Genomic DNA, 18,218 nt, shown 5'->3' on the forward strand with positions numbered 1-18,218 from the left:
TCTATATTAAATAAGCCGCTAAATAATACAGGTTTAAATTACTGGGGAATGCCTTTGTTTAAATTTAATTGTTACTCCTCAAATAGCACTGATACACCGCATGCGCTCAATGAGATTGAGGCACAGCTTAATCACGCACATAACGCCACATTTTTAATTATTTATTTTGATGTGCAATTAAACGCTGGAGCAATTTGGCAATGGCTATCAGCGCAGTTTGAGAATACACAATTCATTCTAAGCAGCTCATGCCAAGGGAGCTTTTGCCACAATGAATACTATAATCACGCTTTTGCTACGCTCACACTAATTAGCATCAACGACCCATCAGGCTGTTATTTTGTCAGCCCAGGTAAACGAAATAACTTATCTACATTTGACACAGCGCAAAGTGCCACTAACCAACTACTCAAAAACACCTTCAGTGAATCACCTGAGTTACTTTGGATCACCCTCTCGCCAGGAGATGAAGAGCAGGCCATAGCTGGAATACAAGCAGCTATCGGGCAACGAGTCCTTATTATCGGAGGATCAGCATCAGATAACGATGTCTCTGGTCAATGGCAAGTCTACACACATCACACAGCGACTCCCTGTAGCATGGCCATCGCGAGTCTAACGCCTTCGGTGGCCGTTTCGTTTTCATTCTCTTCTGGTTACGCTCCATCTGGTCTCACAACCAAAGTCACACAAGCTTCTGGTAGAAATGTTGCTACACTCGATAATACGCCCGCAGCAATACGGTATAATCAATTAACAAATGGTACCATTTCGCAAAGTCTTAAGGGAGGTAACATTCTAGGTCTGACTTCCTTTCATCCAATAGGCCGAGAAGTTAGTAAAGATGAGTATTTACTGAGTCACCCTGAAAATGTCCACTCAAATGGCACTCTATCGTTATTCTCCAGCTTAGATGAAGGCGATGTTCTCCATATTATGCATGGCTCAACCGACAGTTTGCTCCGCAGAGCACACCAAGTGATTCATAATGCGCAGCACACACTTGATAACCCCGCTTTTGTCAGGGTGCATGCTTATTTATTGTGCTGGCTGCATGCTCAGCGTCAAGTCTCAATTTGAACAAGTTACTAAGAACATTTGCCAAGATTTTAACAATGTACCTGTCGCAGGAGTCTATACCTTTGGTGAACAAGGTTGCTTTTTAGATGGCCAATCTCGACATGGAAATTGAATGATTTCTGCTCTCGTATTTGGTGTCACACATGATTAACAGCGAACATCAGCAACTTATCGAAGACAATGAACGATTACTTGAAAAAGTGGCAAGATTAGAGCGAGCAGTCGAAGTTTCACACGCACAACAAGCAGAGTCTCTCGTTTTATTAGAGGGCATGAGCGCCTCTTTACAAGCATCTACAGTTGAGCAAATATATCAATCCGTGTTCTCTACACTTAAAAAACAAACGCCTTTCGACACAGCCCTGTTACTCACACCAGCCATGCCGGGTACACTTAATGTGGCAGCCACAAGCAACAATGTAGCTATGCAGCAAAACATCATTGTCGATCCACTCTTAAAATCAGTGTTGACGGGGCCTGCAAAAGCCATCACAGCGCACTCATTGCATCATTCAGCTATAAAAGCTCGGTCTGCTTATTGATGCTTTTTGATATAAATAAAGGTGCTTATTTACGAAAAGATGCCCAAGCAATCAACCGGATCACCGGACTTATAGAGCAAACACTCGATCAAGTAGAAAAGCGCTTTATAGAACTAGAAGCACAACAGTTACGTGTCGAGTCTGAACGCGTACAAGGCAATCTACTACGTCAAGAAAAAATGGCTTCTTTGGGGCAGTTAGCCGCTGGAATAGCACACGAGATCAATAACCCTATTAGCTTCATTGGCAGTAACTTGCAACTCATGCAAACGCAAGTCAAAAACTTGTATTTATTCCATCAGAATCTCAATAAACAGCTTGCACCTAGCAATCAGCGTCTCTTTACATTAATGGCAGAAACCTATCCATGTGACTTTCTTGAAAGTGATTTCAATGAACTCTTTAATGATTGTAGGGAAGGTGTCGAACGGGTGAGCCACATTGTAAAGTCATTAAAAACCTACTGCCAAGCCAATGACAGTAACTGGCAGTTAAATAATGTTTGCGAAGGATTTAGCCTCACTCTAAAAATGCTTGAAAATCAATTAAAATATAATTGTGTCATTTCAGAGTATCACGCTGATATTCCCGACAGTTACTGCATCAACAGTGAGCTAAGTCAAGTGTACTTAAATTTGTTACTTAATGCAGTACAAAGTATGCATGGTCACGGCAAAATAATGATTCGTAGTTACGCTAAAAACAATACCATTTTTATAGAAGTGCAAGACAACGGTATGGGTATTGCGCCCTCTAAAATTAACCAAATCTTTGACCCTTTTTATACCACCAAAGAAGTTGGTCAAGGCACCGGCTTAGGACTCTCTATTTCACATGCTATTGTGAAAAAACACCAAGGAGAGATACATGTTAAAAGTAAAGTAAATCAAGGAAGTAAATTTACTATTGCACTTCCTGTTTTATCGCTTCCACCGACCTGAATAGGCAAAGCTGGTCTATTGAATCCATGCCACTAAATATAAGATCTATTTTTACACAAAAAAACACACAGCCAAAAGGAAGTATTGGGGTTGGCTTTTTTTCTACAAAATTAATTGACGTAATACGTACAGATTTCAGCTTATAAAATAACGCTTATAGTCAAGAGTATTGGTATGAGTACACACATAAAAAAACGCCTAATTAAGGCGTTTTTTTAAATGCCACACTGTAAGTAAAGTGTGCGCGATATCGTGTTTATCAACTATGGGTATGTATAGCTTGACTGCAAACCAAGTGGAAAACCCAGTCCCCAATATGCAAGCAAAAATAAACTCCAACCGATTAAAAATGCGATTGAGTACGGTAACATCATCGCAATCAGCGTTCCAATTCCAGTCCCTTTAACATACTTCTGACAATACACCACAACTAACGGAAAGTATGGCATCAAAGGTGTAATAATATTCGAACTAGAATCACCGACGCGATAGGCCGCTTGTGTTAAATCAGGAGAAATACCTAATTGCATTAACATTGGCACAAAAATGGGCCCTAACAAGGCCCATTTAGCTGAGCTTGAACCAACGAAAAGGTTAACAAAAGCGGTTAAGAAGATAATGCCTACCACGGTCACTGAGCTTGGCAATGCCATTGCTTTTAATACTTGAGCACCTTCAATTGCCAATAATGCGCCCAAGTTTGATTGACTAAATGCAGCGATAAACAAAGCACAGAAAAATGCCATTACAATATAATAGGCCATACTACCCATTGCTTTGCTCATTGCATCTATCATATCTTTCGAGCTTTTAAATGTCCCAACCATGAAACCGAATATGGCACCAGGGATCCAAAACAGTAAAAAGATCAGCGGGACGATAGACTGCATAAGGGGGGCACTAAAATCAGTTAATGAACCATTAGGGCTGCGTAATGCTGATTCTTCGCCACTTGATGCATATGCGAGTAGCGCAAGTCCCGCAATCATCACTGAAGATGCCACATAAAAGGCTGTACGTTCCTTTCCTGTCACTTCATCAAAGGCTGGTAAGTTTTCAGTATCGCCGTCTATCTGAGTGTCTTTTAGACGCGGCTCAATAATTTTATCGGTGATATACCAACCCAGTAAAATAATAAAAAGACTTGATGCCGACGTGAAGAACCAATTGTTTAATGGGTTAATCGACATAGTTGGATCAATAATATGTGCGGCGCTTTGCGTAAAGCTTTGCAGTAATGGATCAATACCAGAAGGAATAAAGTTTGCGCTAAAGCCACCGCTAACCCCAGCAAAAGCTGCTGCAATACCAGCCAGTGGGTGTCGACCCATCGCATAATAGATAACCCCTGCGATAGGGATCACCAAAACATAACCTGCATCAGTAGCCGTATGACTAACGATTGCAATTAATATAATGGATGGCGTTAATAACGCCTGAGGCGTTCTTTTTAACATCAACTTTAAGCCCGCATTGATATAACCCGAGTGCTCAGCAACACCAACCCCTAACATCGCAACAAGTACAACACCTAATGGTGCAAACCCAGTGAATGTTTTAACCATAGAAGACAAAAAGCCAGCTAATGCATCCCCACTAAGTAAGTTATTTACAACAATCGCTTGTCCTGTTCTTGGGTCTATCGCATCAAAGCTTGTGCCTGAAAATAACCAAGATAAAAACCAAATTAGTATCATCGCAATTAAAAATATAATCGCTGGATCAGGTAACTTATTGCCGACTCGTTCTATTGAGTTCAAAAACCGCGTGATCACCCCTGAAGGTGCCGCTGCACTTGTTTGTTGCGTCATCTTTCATCTCTAAATAGCAAAATTGGTTAACCTTAACGCAATTTACTATTAACTCGCAATAATTTGCGCCCTAAATTGGGACTAATAATGTAATATACCGCCAGATAGCACCTTTGAGATGTTTTTTTAGTCTAATCGTCTTCAATTCTTTCACTTTGAACTATTCTTGTATTTAAGCCTCGTAAGGATATACCCATGATTGACATTGATGATTCAGTTCTTAAAGATATTAAAAGCGGGTTTAACTTACCACCTAAGCCCGAATTACTCAGCCAGCTACAAGACAGTCTAAAGGAAGATGAACCTGATTTATGCCAAATAGCTAGCTTGATCGCAACCGACATAGCGACCTCTGCTGCTGTATTAAAAGTTATCAATTCGAGTAGTTATGGGATGTCTAGAACCATTACTGATATTCGACAAGCGGTGATGTTTTTAGGGCTGGATAGCATTACCCAATTGGTTACCGGATTCTTGATAAAGCAAGCCTTTGATCAAAACAAGTGCTGTATTAAACTTGAGCGATTTTGGGACACTGCAACTGAAATTGCGGACGTTGCGATCCTGATTGGTAAAAAAATAAAATCAAAAGTGCCTGTCGAAAACTTACATATGCTGGGTCTATTTCACGACGCGGGTATACCTGCTATGGCAATGAAATACTCAAATTATGTGGATGTATTAGCAACAGCAAATGAAAATTATGATCAAAACCTCGTCTTCCATGAAGAATCCTTTTTTCATACTAACCACGCCGTTATTGGTTATTATTTAGCAAACAGTTGGAACTTACCAAAAAATATCTGCCAGCTAATCTTACGTCACCACGATGTACACTATTTTTCAGAGAAGCATCCAAATGATGAAAAACTGTGTATGGCTGCACTCAAAATGGCTGAAGACTTAGTACATGTCAATAAACGATTCGTGCCTAATCCGGATTGGCATCATGTGAAAGTTTCTGTTTTAAAAGTGCTCGATCTTGAAGAAGATGATTACCAAGATATTAGAGATGATGTACAAGATTACTTTATTGAATAGACTCGTTAGCCAAAGCTACCAGCGCCATCGATACCGTGTTGTGTACGAGTTTTATGATCTGATTATAAGCACTAAATTTTCTAGCACTCTCCACGTCTATAACTTTAATTAAATGTAAATAAATGAAAATACCCTCTTGATATTTAGCCATTAATAGCATATAAATCGTTCCAAATTAATAATGACGGTTCTAGATGGCGTTTGCTTTGGATTAATCATTCCATGTGCGCTTCAAACTGTGAATTAATAATTCAAACCTATGATTTATATAATTAAAAATACAATGCAGCATAAACATATTGAATGTTTTCTAACCCCTAAAAATACGATAGAGAGAGTTTCAAATTGCAACTGGTCAATTTAAATATTGCGATTATTGATGAAAATAAAACAAACGTTGAAATTCTCTCAAAAATGCTTCAAAGCTTAGGGGTATTCAATGTATTTACCTTCAATCATCCGCAACAATTTGTCGATGAGGTAGAAACTCAGCAATTCGACATGCTATTTCTTGACCATAATATCGACCAATTACATAACCACTATGACATGATCAGTGATCTTATTTTTGCTGACAAATTACTACCAACGACTCGACTTATATACTTAGCTCCAGAAAATACATCGTTTGATTATACGTGTGAATACCCCTTTCATAGTACACAAATGCTCATACGCCCTTTCAACACTGCTCAAATTTCAGAGCAATTGAAGCTACATGTTTTACAAATCACTGAATTTAAAACCGCCTATCACTTTATTAGCCAAAAGCACTATAAACGCGCACTATTACATTTAAAAAACTTAAGAAATCGAAATTATCCAAACTATTTAAAAAAATCTAGAAATCAACTGCTTGTTAATTTGCTACAACAACTAGGGCAATATAGCATCGCTAAAAAACTGCTAGTGCCACTTGCAAAAAAACACATCCATTGGGCCAGTTGGAGCTTATTTCATGTAAATTATGAACTCAAAGAGCTTGATAAATGTAAGCAGTTCTTAGCTTCACCACTCATTCAAAAGGTATATCCCGTTCGCGTATTTTATTGGCAGATTTATTTGTCGTGGCAAACTGGTAAGCGTGACATCGCAACGGAACAGGTTCTAGCATTTGAGCTGGATAAAATGTCGCCTATGATGTTACGTTTGAGCCTCATGACATTGCATGCAAACAATGAGACCAATGCGCTTGAAAACCTATTTAATCGAACACAAACAATACGTAGCGATAATATTGACTATCAAAACTTCATAGCTTGCCTACGCGCAAGGACGATGATTTTATCGGCGCTTTTTGAGCAAACAGATATCCATATCAGTAATGCTAAACAAAGTCTTATTGGTGTACAAAAAACAATGCAAGCCACCCAACCAACAGAATTTAGTACGCTTATGGTGGCGCTGATGACCCTTGATGGCAACAATTCTGTCGCAAAGGGAAAATTGTATCAATTGGCACAACACGGTAGTGATGATCCTATTCAAATCATTTTACAAGCATACTTGTATCACCACTTAGGTGAACACCAAGATGCATTTGAGTGTATTTACACTGCACATCAATTGATCAACCGACAACTTAAAAATTGCCAACACGTATTAGCAGGGTTAATGCATAAGATCATATTTGAACACATGTATCACGATAGTTCCTCGCGCGCCCGTGCTTATGAAAAACTAGGACAACGCGTTTATGCTTCAGGTGAATACAAAAATGCCGTTAAAATTTATGGCCATGCGCTCAACGCTGGAGTTAATAGCAATGAAATTAAATCTCGTTTAGAAGAATGTATACACTTAAGTGGTATCACTGACCACTTTTACCAAACGCAAATGGATACAGTCACCGCGTAATGGATACATTTACTCCCTCACTTCACCTCGCTTGCAGTCCTACCTTATGTAAAATTACTGTTTATATAAAGGTTTACACAGGTTAATATACTCAAATAGATGTCAGTCTCACCTATTGGGTAGATACTGTTCGTACTATTATCTTGAATATCGCAGTAACCAAAAACATAACCATTATAATTTTTATATCATATAAAAAGGATGTATTCGTGCTTGCAAATATCCAAAACAAGTTTAACTCTCTTGGACCAGGAATACTCATGGCCACCGCCGCAATCGGTGGCTCGCATCTTGTCGCAGCAACGCAAGCTGGTGCATTATTTGGTTGGCAATTATTGTGGCTTATTGTTGCTGTGAACTTATTAAAATACCCGTTTTTTCGCTTTGGTGTTGAATATACGCTGCATACTCAAAACAGTGTTATTCACGGCTATAAACAACAAGGTATTGCCATATTTATTGCATTTACTGGACTCAATGTGATTGCCGCGATCGTAAATACCGCGGGTGTGTTGTTACTAACAGCAAGCTTACTACATTACGCCCTCCCCATTCAGGCTAGTGTCACTACTTTATGTTTTGCAATACTGACTGTGTGCCTAATCATCTTACTCTTTGGCCATTACAAGGTACTAGATAAAGCCAGTAAATGGATCATGAGTGTGTTAACACTCGCGACTTTATCGGCATTGGCAATTGCCATATTGCAAGGGAGTGCCCATCCAGCTCCTGAGGTAATGCCTGAACCGTACCAATTAGCCATGTTAGGTTTTTTGGTTGTGCTAATGGGGTGGATGCCCGCACCTATAGAAATATCAGCGATTAACTCACTTTGGATCAAAGCAAAATGTAGAAATATGCAGTTGAGCTACCGCCAAGGCATGTTCGACTTCAATTTAGGCTATGGGCTTACCGCCTTTTTGGCAATTGTTTTTTTCGCGCTGGGTGTACTCGTGCAATTTGGTAGTACCAGTAAAATAGAACTAGCGGGTGTCGCTTTTAGCAAACAGTTAATAGATATGTACACACTCACTATCGGTGAGTGGGCACGAAGTTTAGTGTCTGCTATTGCATTCCTATGTATGTTTGGCACAACACTTACCGTACTTGATGGGTACGCCAGAACATTAAATGACGCATTGTCATTAATTCGTAAAGATCCCCCAAAAAATAGTCTTACAGCACTGATATTATTACAGGCAAGTTTAGGGATGGCGGTTGTGTTATTTTTCAAAGCGAACCTCAAAGAAATGCTCACGTTTGCAATGACTTTGGCATTTGTTACCACCCCATTATTTGCATGGTTTAATTACAGCCTGGTAACGAGCATCAAAAAGCCGCCAACTGGTATGTTAAAAGTGCTCACATGGGTAGGTATAGCTTATTTATTTGGGTTTGCTCTCTTATTTGTATACTGGCGCTTTTAAGCATAGGTATGAGTAACATACACGTGCACTGTGTTACTCATACAACTTAACTTTTACTGCTAATCGTTTAAACGAAAGTCGATTTGTACGGTAGACTTTGCCGGCACAGCTTTGCCGTCAACAAATTTAGGGGCATATCGCCACTGTTTCAATGCCTTAATTGACGGCTTTTGAAATCCAATACTCTCATCTGGATTCAAAACTAAAATATCCTCAACAAATCCACTTGGCGTCACTGTAAACTCCAATTGTACGAACCCTTCCCGAGCAAATTCAGCTGCTCTTCGTGGGTAAATAGGTGCTTGCCTGTAAAGTGGGGTCTGCTCAATGTTATTGTTCCAAGGCCGCATTTTTGCGATGGCCACACAATGCTTGGTTGCCGCCTCACTATTTCCAACACGCTCATAAGCTGCCACGAGCCTAGAGTGTGCAAAGAGCTCCATTGGGTGTTCAAAATCTAGATTTTCATCAAACACATTAACAATATTATTCAACCGTTCTATCGCTTCATTATGACGCTTGCGTCCAGTTTCATAGGCTGCTACCCACATATCTACTTCAAGCCGATGTAAAGCGTTAGCAGGCAAGTGCGCACTGTTAAGTTCATCTGTGCGTTCTAAGTATCGCTTAGCTTTTCGATAATGTTTTTGCTCTTCAAAGAATATTTTCGCTGCTTCAAAATTAATCTTCGACTCAAGTAATAAATCTTGCTTTTTTTGCGCTATTGCAATGGCACTATCAATAAATTCAGAGCCGGAGCTTCGGCGTCCTAACTGCACCGTAGCTTCGGTGAGTGATATCAACGGGTCAATTAACTGTTGGCTGGCTTCACCATATAACTTCTGTGTCCCTGTAACTATTTTCTTATAAAGAGCGACTCTTTCTTCTGCCATTTTACTAGGCATGGCCTCGGCATAATTCGCGGCTAAATTCAGTGTATTTTGATGCCCAGCGCCATATATTTCTTGTCCCAGTTGATAGGCTTGTTCAGCAAGTAATTGCTTCTGAGTATCATCTTTGTGCGCGACGGCTTGCTGATAGGCTTGGTAGACTTGTTTAAATTCTTTCTGTGTATCTGCACTAGCGTGAATATTAGCGCTAAGTAACAATAATGTCGCGAGAGTTCCATGTTTTATATAGTTCATATTATATCCATATATAATTTTATAATTACCTGATTATTAATATCATAACCTTCAGGCATAAAAAAACCGTGCTGAGCACGGTTTAAGTATAGCGTATTTTAACTAGCTTAACGCTTTAACTTGCTCCCATATGGACACAACATGGGCCTTATCTTCGTCGGTCAACTCTCCATTGCGATAAGCTTTAACTAAACTTTTCTCAACGTTATCATTTAACTCTGTCGAGCTAAGTGCTTCGCCCTCTACCTGAGCATATCCAACCGCAAGATCAAAATGACCACGTAAATAACCGCCCGCAAATAATTCATCATCACTGGCTTTATCAACTAAATCATCAAAAAATTGTTGGGCAGTTTCTACATAATCTTGAAATGACATGACTTCTCCTAATTTAAATCTTGGTGGCCTACAGCATACATCACGTGATCATTGTACCCTGTGATCACTTTAATATAACCACTTAATTCGTTATCTAACGCTTGATCACCTGTGTCTGCAATTAATGGACGCCCGTTCAGCGCTTGTAACTTAGTCTTTGTTGCCACAATGATTATATTCTCACGCCCTACTTTGCGTATTAAATCTGGGCTCAACTGTTGATTACCTCGTCCAAAAATATGACCTTGACCGCCAATCAACGTAATCACTAATTTAGTCGGGCACAAACCGGCACTATCATAAAGTTGAGCTGCCGTCATATCTTGCCCTAACAGGGTATGATCTTTGATCAAATCAACACCAAGCAATGTATTATCTAGCCCTAATTCTTCCATAATAGCCGCAACAGTCGACCCTGAGCCCATTATATATTGCTCGTCTTCGTCCATTTCACTGATCACATAAGCAGATAAATCTGCAAGTACTAACTCGTCAGTTTCTTTACCGCCATTCTTCACACTTTGCACGTAACGAACCTCTGAAGGTACCTGCATTTCTCCATAACGCTTTGCTTTCACTGTTCCTTGTCGAAAGGCAACCTCATCAATGTCCATCACATTCGCTTCACCTAATGTAACCAAATCACCATTAATCAACATCTCCACTACTCGACCGGCTGCTTTTGGGGTAATGGCATAAACCCCCGAATGTATCTTACATCCAGCGGGAACCCCCAAGACTGGTAGTTGCTCACCGACAGCAGCACAAATATTTCTTGCTGTTCCGTCTCCGCCAGCAAATAAAATCATATCAACACCTTGCGCTAGCATTTCTTTAGCTGCAGCTTCAGTATCTTGTGGGCAGGTCTTAGCACCTGTAGAAAACACGACCTGTGTTTCAAAACCTAATGCTTTTGCACATAACTCACCCATGTCGCCATTGACCGCGTAAATTTTTAGCTCCGCAATATATGGAACTAACAATTCCAATGCTTGACGTGTACGCAAATTGGCTTTCGGCTCAGCGCCCAACGCCAGTGCATGTTCAGCTGTATCTGCACCATCACTACCTTTGAGCGCAACACTGCCGCCTAAGCCTGCTACTGGGTTAATAATCAAACCAAGTTTAAACTGCATCTAAGAACTCCTCTGGACACTGCCATTCAAACTGCTCGGCCGTAAGTGGCCAAGGTGTACTGTAAAATTCACTTAGGGATTTTAGTAATATCTCAGTTCGTTCACTAAAACCATCTTCAACCAAGCGCAGAACTTGCTTGTGTACGCGTGTTTGAAAACTAAAACGGCATGTTTGTGCCCCATTTAAGTTATCAATCGATACATTAAACGTAAAACCGGCAGCAATACTTAATGCCCATTCAATTGCCTGAGGCTTCACTTCGACACTTTCAAACTCTAACTGCTGCGCTTTATTTCGACCATCAGGGCAATACCAATAGCCATAATCTTCTAACAACCGGCGATGCTCTCCTGCAACTAACCAATGCGCAATTTCATGTAATGCACTGGCATAAAAACCATGTGCAAACACAATCTGATGAAACGGGGTTTCAATACTTGCGGGGATATAAACGGGTTCATGCTGACCTTTTATGAGCTTACTGTTATACGTTTGATAAAAGCTCTCGTCGAATATACGAATTAGATCGTGGATCTGGTGTGTCAAAGTAGTAATAGTTCCAAGTTAGAGGGGTGAGACAATCGCCGTATTGTACGATTTTTTGCTGCTAATGTAAAAAACAAGGCCTAATTCAAAACAAATAAAACAGGGACTAACACTCCCCATTTGATTGGCTATTTGCATAACTAATCTGTGTTAATTCATAAACTATCAGCCCCCAAAAACGGAACTATTATGTCACTATTTCACCACTCGCTAGAAAGGGGTTAAATCTAAATTAAGGTAGATAAAAGTCGTTCCATAATCTTTATTTCTCAACGGAGAGAATATCTTTTTCAATTTCCTAAAAAGCCTTGTATTTTAATATAAATTTTACCGCCAAGTAATAAACCAGCAAAGCAAAGATAGGTATTACAAGAGTTAGTGTCTGGCTTTAGTGCATTAAACCAAGACGATACAACACACCGAAAATATGGAAGGTCAGTTACCTGATAATGCATTAATACCGAAAACTACTACGAACTCAATTTATTTAAAATGCACAATTATGCAGTGTAAAAACAGCTATTTTACAAAAAAAAAGCTATGCAATGCACAGCCTTTTTCTAAATAAAGTAAGTCGCCTCAGATCATGCGGGCTTTTCTTCACTACTTGGCTTAGCAACCACATTATCAGATTCAGCTTGTACTGAGTCTTTAGCTTGTTCAGTTGGCACTTCTACCAATACCGTTTGAACTTTATCAGTTGCATAAAAACGCGCTCCAGAATCAGCCAATTTCATTAAGCTTTCAGCTGGCGTAAACACCATATTTTCTGATGCATAAGTCGACAGTTCAGAGCACACTTTATTGATCCCACGCTTATCCATATAGCTAAATGGTCCGCCTAAGAATGGGGGGAAACCAATACCGAATATTGCACCGATATCTCCATCTCTGGCGCTAGCAATAATACCTTCATCTAAGCATCGAGCCGCCTCATTTAGCATCTGCGCAACGCATCGGCTAGCTATTTCTTGCTTGTTTAAACGGGGGCTTTGGGTGATCCCCAATAACTCATACACCGACTCGTCAACTTTTTTACCCTTTTTCTCATAGGTATAAAATCCACGACCGGTTTTCCTACCTAAGCGTTTAGAATCTATTAAACGTTCAAACGCATTCGGCGCTTTAAAACGCTCTCCCAGCTCTTTTTCAAGGATAGGCGCTATCTTCGACCCGATATCAATGCCTACTTCATCCAGCAACGCAAGCGGTCCAACTGGGAAGCCAAATTCGACTAACGCTTGGTCTATCTTTTCTATTGGTTCACCCGCCAAAAGTAAATTTGCCGCTTCATTCACATAAGGTGCGAGAATACGATTGACGTAGAAGCCCGCTTTATCTTTTACAACAATAGGTGTTTTACCTTGTTTGCGGGCAAAGTTTACTGTACGAGAAATCGTCTCTTGTGACGTGCCTTCATGAGGAATAATCTCTACCAATGGCATTTTCTCCACAGGAGAGAAATAATGAAGCCCAATGACGTTTTCAGGACGTTGAGCTTGCTCTGCTATTTGTGAGATTGGCAAAGATGATGTGTTACTAGCGAAAATAGTATCTTCCCGACTTTCCCGCTCAATATCAGCAACCATGCTTTGTTTTAAGTTCAAATCTTCAAATACAGCTTCGATTACCATATCGACATGCTTAAATGCTGTATAGTCGGTGCCGCCTGTGATCCGGTTCATTGTTAGTTGCAGCTCTGAGTGAGACATAATGCGACGTTTTTGACGTTTTGAGAGAATTTTATAACTATAATTCATCGCATTACTTACGCCTTGTTGCGCGACATCTTTAATTCGCACCAACGCACCCGCTTTCACTGCACTCACATGCGCAATCCCAGCTCCCATCAAACCGCCACCTAATACTGCGGTACGTTTAATAGGTGACACATCGTCACTTTTATATTCTTTTTTCATTTCAGTGGTGGCAAAAAAGATACCACGCAATGATTTAGATACATCTGTCATTACAAGATCTGCAAACCCTTCGGCTTCAGTCTTATACGCTTTTAGTTCTCCTAGCTCAACAGATGCACGCACTGCTTTAATAATATTCAACGGAGCCGGGTAATGCCCCCCTGTTTTTTTCATCACATTATCATGTGCTTTTTTGAAAATAATATTGCGACCAAACGGATTAGATTCTAATAACTTACTTATTTTATCAAGTTTAGGCTGCACCGCTTTTGCTTTGCCTTTCATCGCATATTTTGCGGCAACGTCCAGTAAAATACTATGAGGGACGCTGTCATTTACTAAACCTGCTTTTCTTGCTTGTTTAGCGCGAATTTGTTTACCAGTTAACATCCATTCCAATGCTTTTTGAATACCAACCAGCTTAGGTAAACGCTGTGTGCCCCCACCGCCAGGTAACAAACCAAGTTGCACTTCCGGCAAACCAAGTTTGGTTACATCACTATCGGTACAAATACGGTAATCACAGGCTAAGGCAAACTCTAACCCGCCGCCTAATGCCGCACCATGAATGGCTGCGACCGTTGGATAGGGCTGCTTTTTCATACTAAAAAATGCTTGTTGGCACATTTCAGACAATGCCAAAGCATCTTCACGTTGTTCAGCGCTATCCAACATTTTAATGTCGGCGCCAGCGATAAAGTTATCGGCTTTACCACTGATGAACACCATTCCTGTAATATTGTCGTCTTGCCCTTGCTTTAAGGTAACCAGTAGATCATCTGCGAAACTGTCCCGCAATGTATTCATTTTTTCGCCTGGCACATCAATAGTGACAATCGCAACGCGCTTTTCATTTAACTCATAAGTAAATACTGACATTATGCACTCTCCAATACAAAGGCCGCACCTAATCCACCAGCCGCACATGCTGTGGTTAATGCCAAACCGCCGCCACGGCGTTTTAGTTCATGTAAGCTTTGCGTAATTAAACGAGCACCCGTTGCAGCAAACGGATGTCCATAAGCAAGTGAACCACCATTGACGTTAAATTTATCCATATCAATTTCACCCAGTGCTTTTGCGCGCCCGAGCTTTTCTTTTGCAAACTTATCACATCCAAACATTTTCATATTTGCCAATGCCTGTGCAGCAAATGCTTCATGCATTTCAATAAGATCTAAATCTTGTAAGCTGATCCCCGCTCTATCAAGCGCTATTGGCGTCGAGTGAGCCGGCCCCATCAACATATCTTCTTGTACACCAATCGCTGAAAATGCAAAACTGCGTACATAACCTAGTATGTCATAACCCAGTGCTTTAGCTTTGCTTTCACTCATCATTAGGACCGCAGCTGCGCCATCCGTTAACGGTGTTGCATTCGCCGCGGTCACTGAACCATGCTGTCTATCAAACACAGGTTTAAGTTTTGCGTAACCTTCAAGTGTTGAATTACCACGAATATTGTTATCTTGCTCTATAAACGACTTATAAGGAGGGACATGTGCTGTCATCACCTCTTCATTAAGCAAACCGTCCGCCCATGCTTTAGCTGCCAATGAATGTGAACGATGCGCCATTGCATCTTGATCTGCACGGCTGATCCCATGTGTTTTTGCCATTTGTTCTGCGGTTTGGCCCATAGAAAGACCCGTAGAATACTCAGCCACGGCTGGCGGAACGGGCATTAAATCTTTCAAACGTAGTTTAGAAAATATTTGTAATCTCTGACCTAATGTACGCGCTTTGGTTAAATCGACTAAGCTGCCTGCAAGCTTTTTACTGACACCAATCGGTAGCACAGAAGATGAATCCGCTCCGCCCGCTATACCCACTGTCGCTGAACCTGCAATGATTGACTCTGCAACATTAGCAATCGCTTGAAAGCTCGTTGCACATGCTCGAGATACTGAGTAGGCATCAACCGATACTGGCATACCCGTCCCTAATACGATTTCACGCGCAATATTTGGAGCTTCTGGCATTTGCACTACCTGTCCAAAAACCAGCTGGTCAATTTCACTCTTATCAAAGTTCAGACGCTCAAGCATTTCATTGACGACCAATTTACCCAAATCTAATGCGGGCACATGATGAAACGCCGTCGCTTGTTTCGCAAATGGCGTACGTAAACCACTCACAATCGCGATTCTATCGCCTTTTGTTGTTTTTAGAATATTTTGTTCAGACATTGATTTTGCTCTCCCGCTGACAGGTCTGACCTGTTTTATTTATCCTGATTCTAAACAACCCCTTTCATAATGCCAATAGAAAATTCAATATTGATGACAAAAGAAGCAAACTCCCTCTACCCTAGTTTGTTTTTTATACAGCTGCAAAAGTTATTGAAAAAACAAGGGAACTAAATAGAAACACACGGTCTAAGTAAACGCAAAATAACCAAAAAAATTAATTTGAAAGACTTGAGTTCTTGGAGTGAAATCCTTATAACTTAGGAAAAATTTGTCAGTACAAGGACAAAGCAATGGCTGTAAATGAATTTTCTGAACTAAAAAACTATCTTGATACCCAAATTATAGGTCAACCAGAATTGACCCAAGCGCTGTTAATTGCTGTATTAGCTGATGGTCATCTACTTGTTGAAGGACCTCCAGGGCTAGCAAAAACACGCGCTGTAAACGCGCTAGCACAAGGCATAGAAGGCAGCTTTCAACGCGTTCAATTTACCCCTGATTTATTACCTGCGGATGTCACAGGTACAGATATTTATCGCCAACAAACCAATGAGTTTGTTTTTGAGAAGGGCCCACTATTTCATAACCTAATTTTAGCTGATGAAATTAACCGTGCGCCCGCTAAAGTACAATCTGCTTTGCTAGAAGCCATGGCGGAGCGACAGATAACGGTTGGCAAAAACACCTACCCTCTTTCTGATTTGTTTATGGTAATGGCGACCCAAAACCCATTAGAGCAAGAAGGGACATATCCATTACCTGAAGCCCAATTAGACCGTTTTTTACTCCATCTGAATATTGACTACCCAGGTGCAGAAAATGAATTGGCAATACTACGACTAACCCGAGGCGAAGCGCTGTCGGAGCAACCGGTGACGTTTTCTCCTATTAGCCAAGACACTCTTTTTGCGGCAAGAAAAAATGTGTTATCTATGCATTTAGCTGAGCCATTGGAACAGTATTTAGTTCAATTGATTGTTGCCACTCGCGAAGCGGGGGAGCTTGATCCGCAACTGGGTTCATGGATTGAATTTGGGGCAAGCCCTCGTGCTACAATTGCGCTAGACAAATGCGCGCGTGCCAACGCTTGGTTACAAAACCGTGACTTCGTAACCCCTGAAGATATTCAAGGTGTTTTATACAATGTGTTACGCCATCGCATTATTTTAAGCTACGAAGCACAAGCTGACGGTATCACCAAAGATCAAGTTATTCGTCGGATCTTAGAATTGGTTCCAGTACCGTAATCATGGGCCAATCTCAACTATCTCCGCAGGCTTTTTTAAACCAGTGCCATAGCAATGGTGCTGAATTAGGCCTCAAAGAACTGCTTTATTATAAGCCCAAAGCCAACTTGCTCTCGTTGCGCCCAAAAAGCAGAGTGAAAAGTGCGCAAGCTGGACAATATCTGGCTCCACATAAAGGTCGAGGCATGGAGTTTGCCGAAGTAAGACAATATCAATACGGCGATGATATAAGAGCGATTGACTGGCGCGTTACCGCACGCACCGGCGAAGTACACACTAAGCTATACCAAGAAGAAAAAGAACGACCGGTATTTGTCTTCACCGATCTTTCTAACAATATGCTTTTCGGCTCACAACTCTTATTAAAGTCAGTCCAAGCTGCACATTTAAGTGCGCTTGTGGCATGGTCCGCATGCCAACGCGGTGACCGATTAGGCGGGATTGTATTTAGCGAATATGGACATCATGAGCTAAAACCAACAGCCCGTGATAGAGGCGTGTTAGCGCTTTGCCATCAATTGGTCGACATACATAAGCAATCTCTTGAAAATAGAGAATTAAGCGCCCAGAGCAGTTTTGAAGCTAATTTAAAGCGCATGGCTCATTTAGCGAAGCCAGGAAGTTTAATTTATTTGATCTCTGATTTCACTCATCTTGATGATGCCAGTTTTAAACAATTAGAGCGTTTAGCTCGTCATTGTGAACTAATCGGTTGCCATATCACTGACCCTTTCGAGCTCCAGCTTCCAGCGCATCAAGAGGCACTGACTGTATCTGCGGGAGAACAAAGTTGGACATTACCATTGATGGACAAAGGGTTTAGAGAAAAATTTGCCGAACAAGCTCAACATGCATTTTCCGCTCGCCTCGCACGATTAAAACGTGCAGGCATGACCATGCAAGGGTTTAGTGCAGCAACCGCGCTTGAATCGCAAATTTTGAGGTATTAATTTAA

Annotated in this window: 16 protein-coding genes; 9 read left to right on the plus strand and 7 right to left on the minus strand. The window is 40.8% G+C overall.

Annotation, left to right across the window (positions count from 1 at the left end; genetic code table 11):
- From J8L97_RS16435 to J8L97_RS16450, 4 genes are all read left to right on the plus strand, one after another.
- On the plus strand, nt 1-1,080 hold a 1,080-nt coding region (locus tag J8L97_RS16435), incomplete at its 5' end, for an FIST signal transduction protein (protein WP_211051323.1).
- A complete protein-coding gene (locus tag J8L97_RS24095) occupies nt 1,055-1,192 on the plus strand; it encodes a hypothetical protein (RefSeq protein WP_211051327.1) in 138 nt (45 codons plus the stop codon). The genes J8L97_RS16435 and J8L97_RS24095, both read left to right, overlap by 26 nt.
- Nucleotides 1,193-1,223: 31 nt before the next feature.
- A complete protein-coding gene (locus J8L97_RS16445) occupies nt 1,224-1,622 on the plus strand; it encodes a hypothetical protein (RefSeq protein ID WP_211051329.1) in 399 nt (132 codons plus the stop codon).
- A complete protein-coding gene (locus tag J8L97_RS16450) occupies nt 1,622-2,563 on the plus strand; it encodes a sensor histidine kinase (protein ID WP_211051332.1) in 942 nt (313 codons plus the stop codon). The genes J8L97_RS16445 and J8L97_RS16450 overlap by 1 nt, the downstream gene beginning before the upstream one ends.
- A gap of 263 nt (nt 2,564-2,826) precedes the next feature.
- On the opposite strand, the gene J8L97_RS16455 is transcribed toward J8L97_RS16450, so the two are convergent.
- Complete coding sequence (locus J8L97_RS16455) at nt 2,827-4,374, minus strand: AbgT family transporter (RefSeq protein WP_192508038.1); 1,548 nt, start codon at nt 4,372-4,374, stop codon at nt 2,827-2,829.
- 195 nt (nt 4,375-4,569) lie between these two features.
- On the opposite strand from J8L97_RS16455, the gene J8L97_RS16460 reads away from it, so the two are divergent.
- The 3 genes from J8L97_RS16460 to J8L97_RS16470 all read left to right on the plus strand — a co-directional run bounded on the left by J8L97_RS16460 (nt 4,570) and on the right by J8L97_RS16470 (nt 8,699).
- The gene (locus J8L97_RS16460; RefSeq protein ID WP_211051334.1) at nt 4,570-5,415 is read left to right on the plus strand and encodes an HDOD domain-containing protein; all 846 of its coding nucleotides are present in this window, start codon (nt 4,570-4,572) and stop codon (nt 5,413-5,415) included.
- A 345-nt stretch (nt 5,416-5,760) separates the two neighbouring features.
- Nucleotides 5,761-7,272, plus strand: coding sequence for a response regulator (locus J8L97_RS16465; RefSeq protein ID WP_211051335.1), 1,512 nt, complete (start codon nt 5,761-5,763; stop codon nt 7,270-7,272).
- Between the two features lie 260 nt (nt 7,273-7,532).
- The gene (locus J8L97_RS16470) at nt 7,533-8,699 is read left to right on the plus strand and encodes an NRAMP family divalent metal transporter (protein WP_211051422.1); all 1,167 of its coding nucleotides are present in this window, start codon (nt 7,533-7,535) and stop codon (nt 8,697-8,699) included.
- Nucleotides 8,700-8,758: 59 nt separating this feature from the next.
- Here the strand turns inward: J8L97_RS16470 and J8L97_RS16475 are convergent, their stop codons facing one another.
- The 6 genes from J8L97_RS16475 to fadI all read right to left on the minus strand — a co-directional run bounded on the left by J8L97_RS16475 (nt 8,759) and on the right by fadI (nt 16,013).
- The gene (locus J8L97_RS16475) at nt 8,759-9,844 is read right to left on the minus strand and encodes an energy transducer TonB (RefSeq protein ID WP_210996725.1); all 1,086 of its coding nucleotides are present in this window, start codon (nt 9,842-9,844) and stop codon (nt 8,759-8,761) included.
- A 102-nt stretch (nt 9,845-9,946) separates the two neighbouring features.
- Complete coding sequence (locus J8L97_RS16480; RefSeq protein ID WP_192508042.1) at nt 9,947-10,222, minus strand: YfcL family protein; 276 nt, start codon at nt 10,220-10,222, stop codon at nt 9,947-9,949.
- An 8-nt stretch (nt 10,223-10,230) separates the two neighbouring features.
- Entirely contained in the window at nt 10,231-11,358 is a 1,128-nt protein-coding gene (locus J8L97_RS16485) for an ATP-NAD kinase family protein (RefSeq protein ID WP_211051348.1), read from the minus strand.
- Nucleotides 11,348-11,905, minus strand: a complete 558-nt coding sequence (locus tag J8L97_RS16490) for an elongation factor P hydroxylase (RefSeq protein ID WP_210996728.1) — start codon at nt 11,903-11,905, stop codon at nt 11,348-11,350. Before J8L97_RS16490 ends, J8L97_RS16485 begins: the two co-directional genes overlap by 11 nt.
- A 584-nt stretch (nt 11,906-12,489) precedes the next feature.
- Nucleotides 12,490-14,703 carry a fatty acid oxidation complex subunit alpha FadJ gene (gene fadJ, locus J8L97_RS16495; protein WP_211051352.1) on the minus strand — a complete coding sequence of 738 codons (2,214 nt, stop codon included), beginning with the start codon at nt 14,701-14,703 and terminating at the stop codon, nt 12,490-12,492.
- Nucleotides 14,703-16,013, minus strand: a complete 1,311-nt coding sequence (gene fadI, locus J8L97_RS16500; protein WP_192508046.1) for an acetyl-CoA C-acyltransferase FadI — start codon at nt 16,011-16,013, stop codon at nt 14,703-14,705. Before fadI ends, fadJ begins: the two co-directional genes overlap by 1 nt.
- Nucleotides 16,014-16,306: 293 nt before the next feature.
- Here fadI and J8L97_RS16505 point away from each other — a divergent pair, with 293 nt between their 5' ends.
- Both J8L97_RS16505 and J8L97_RS16510 read left to right on the plus strand, forming a co-directional pair.
- Entirely contained in the window at nt 16,307-17,263 is a 957-nt protein-coding gene (locus tag J8L97_RS16505; protein ID WP_192508047.1) for an AAA family ATPase, read from the plus strand.
- A 2-nt stretch (nt 17,264-17,265) separates the two neighbouring features.
- Complete coding sequence (locus tag J8L97_RS16510; protein WP_211051355.1) at nt 17,266-18,213, plus strand: DUF58 domain-containing protein; 948 nt, start codon at nt 17,266-17,268, stop codon at nt 18,211-18,213.
- Nucleotides 18,214-18,218 lie beyond the last annotated feature (5 nt).

This window comes from Pseudoalteromonas sp. MMG012 (assembly GCF_018100875.1).
GTDB lineage: Bacteria > Pseudomonadota > Gammaproteobacteria > Enterobacterales > Alteromonadaceae > Pseudoalteromonas > Pseudoalteromonas aurantia.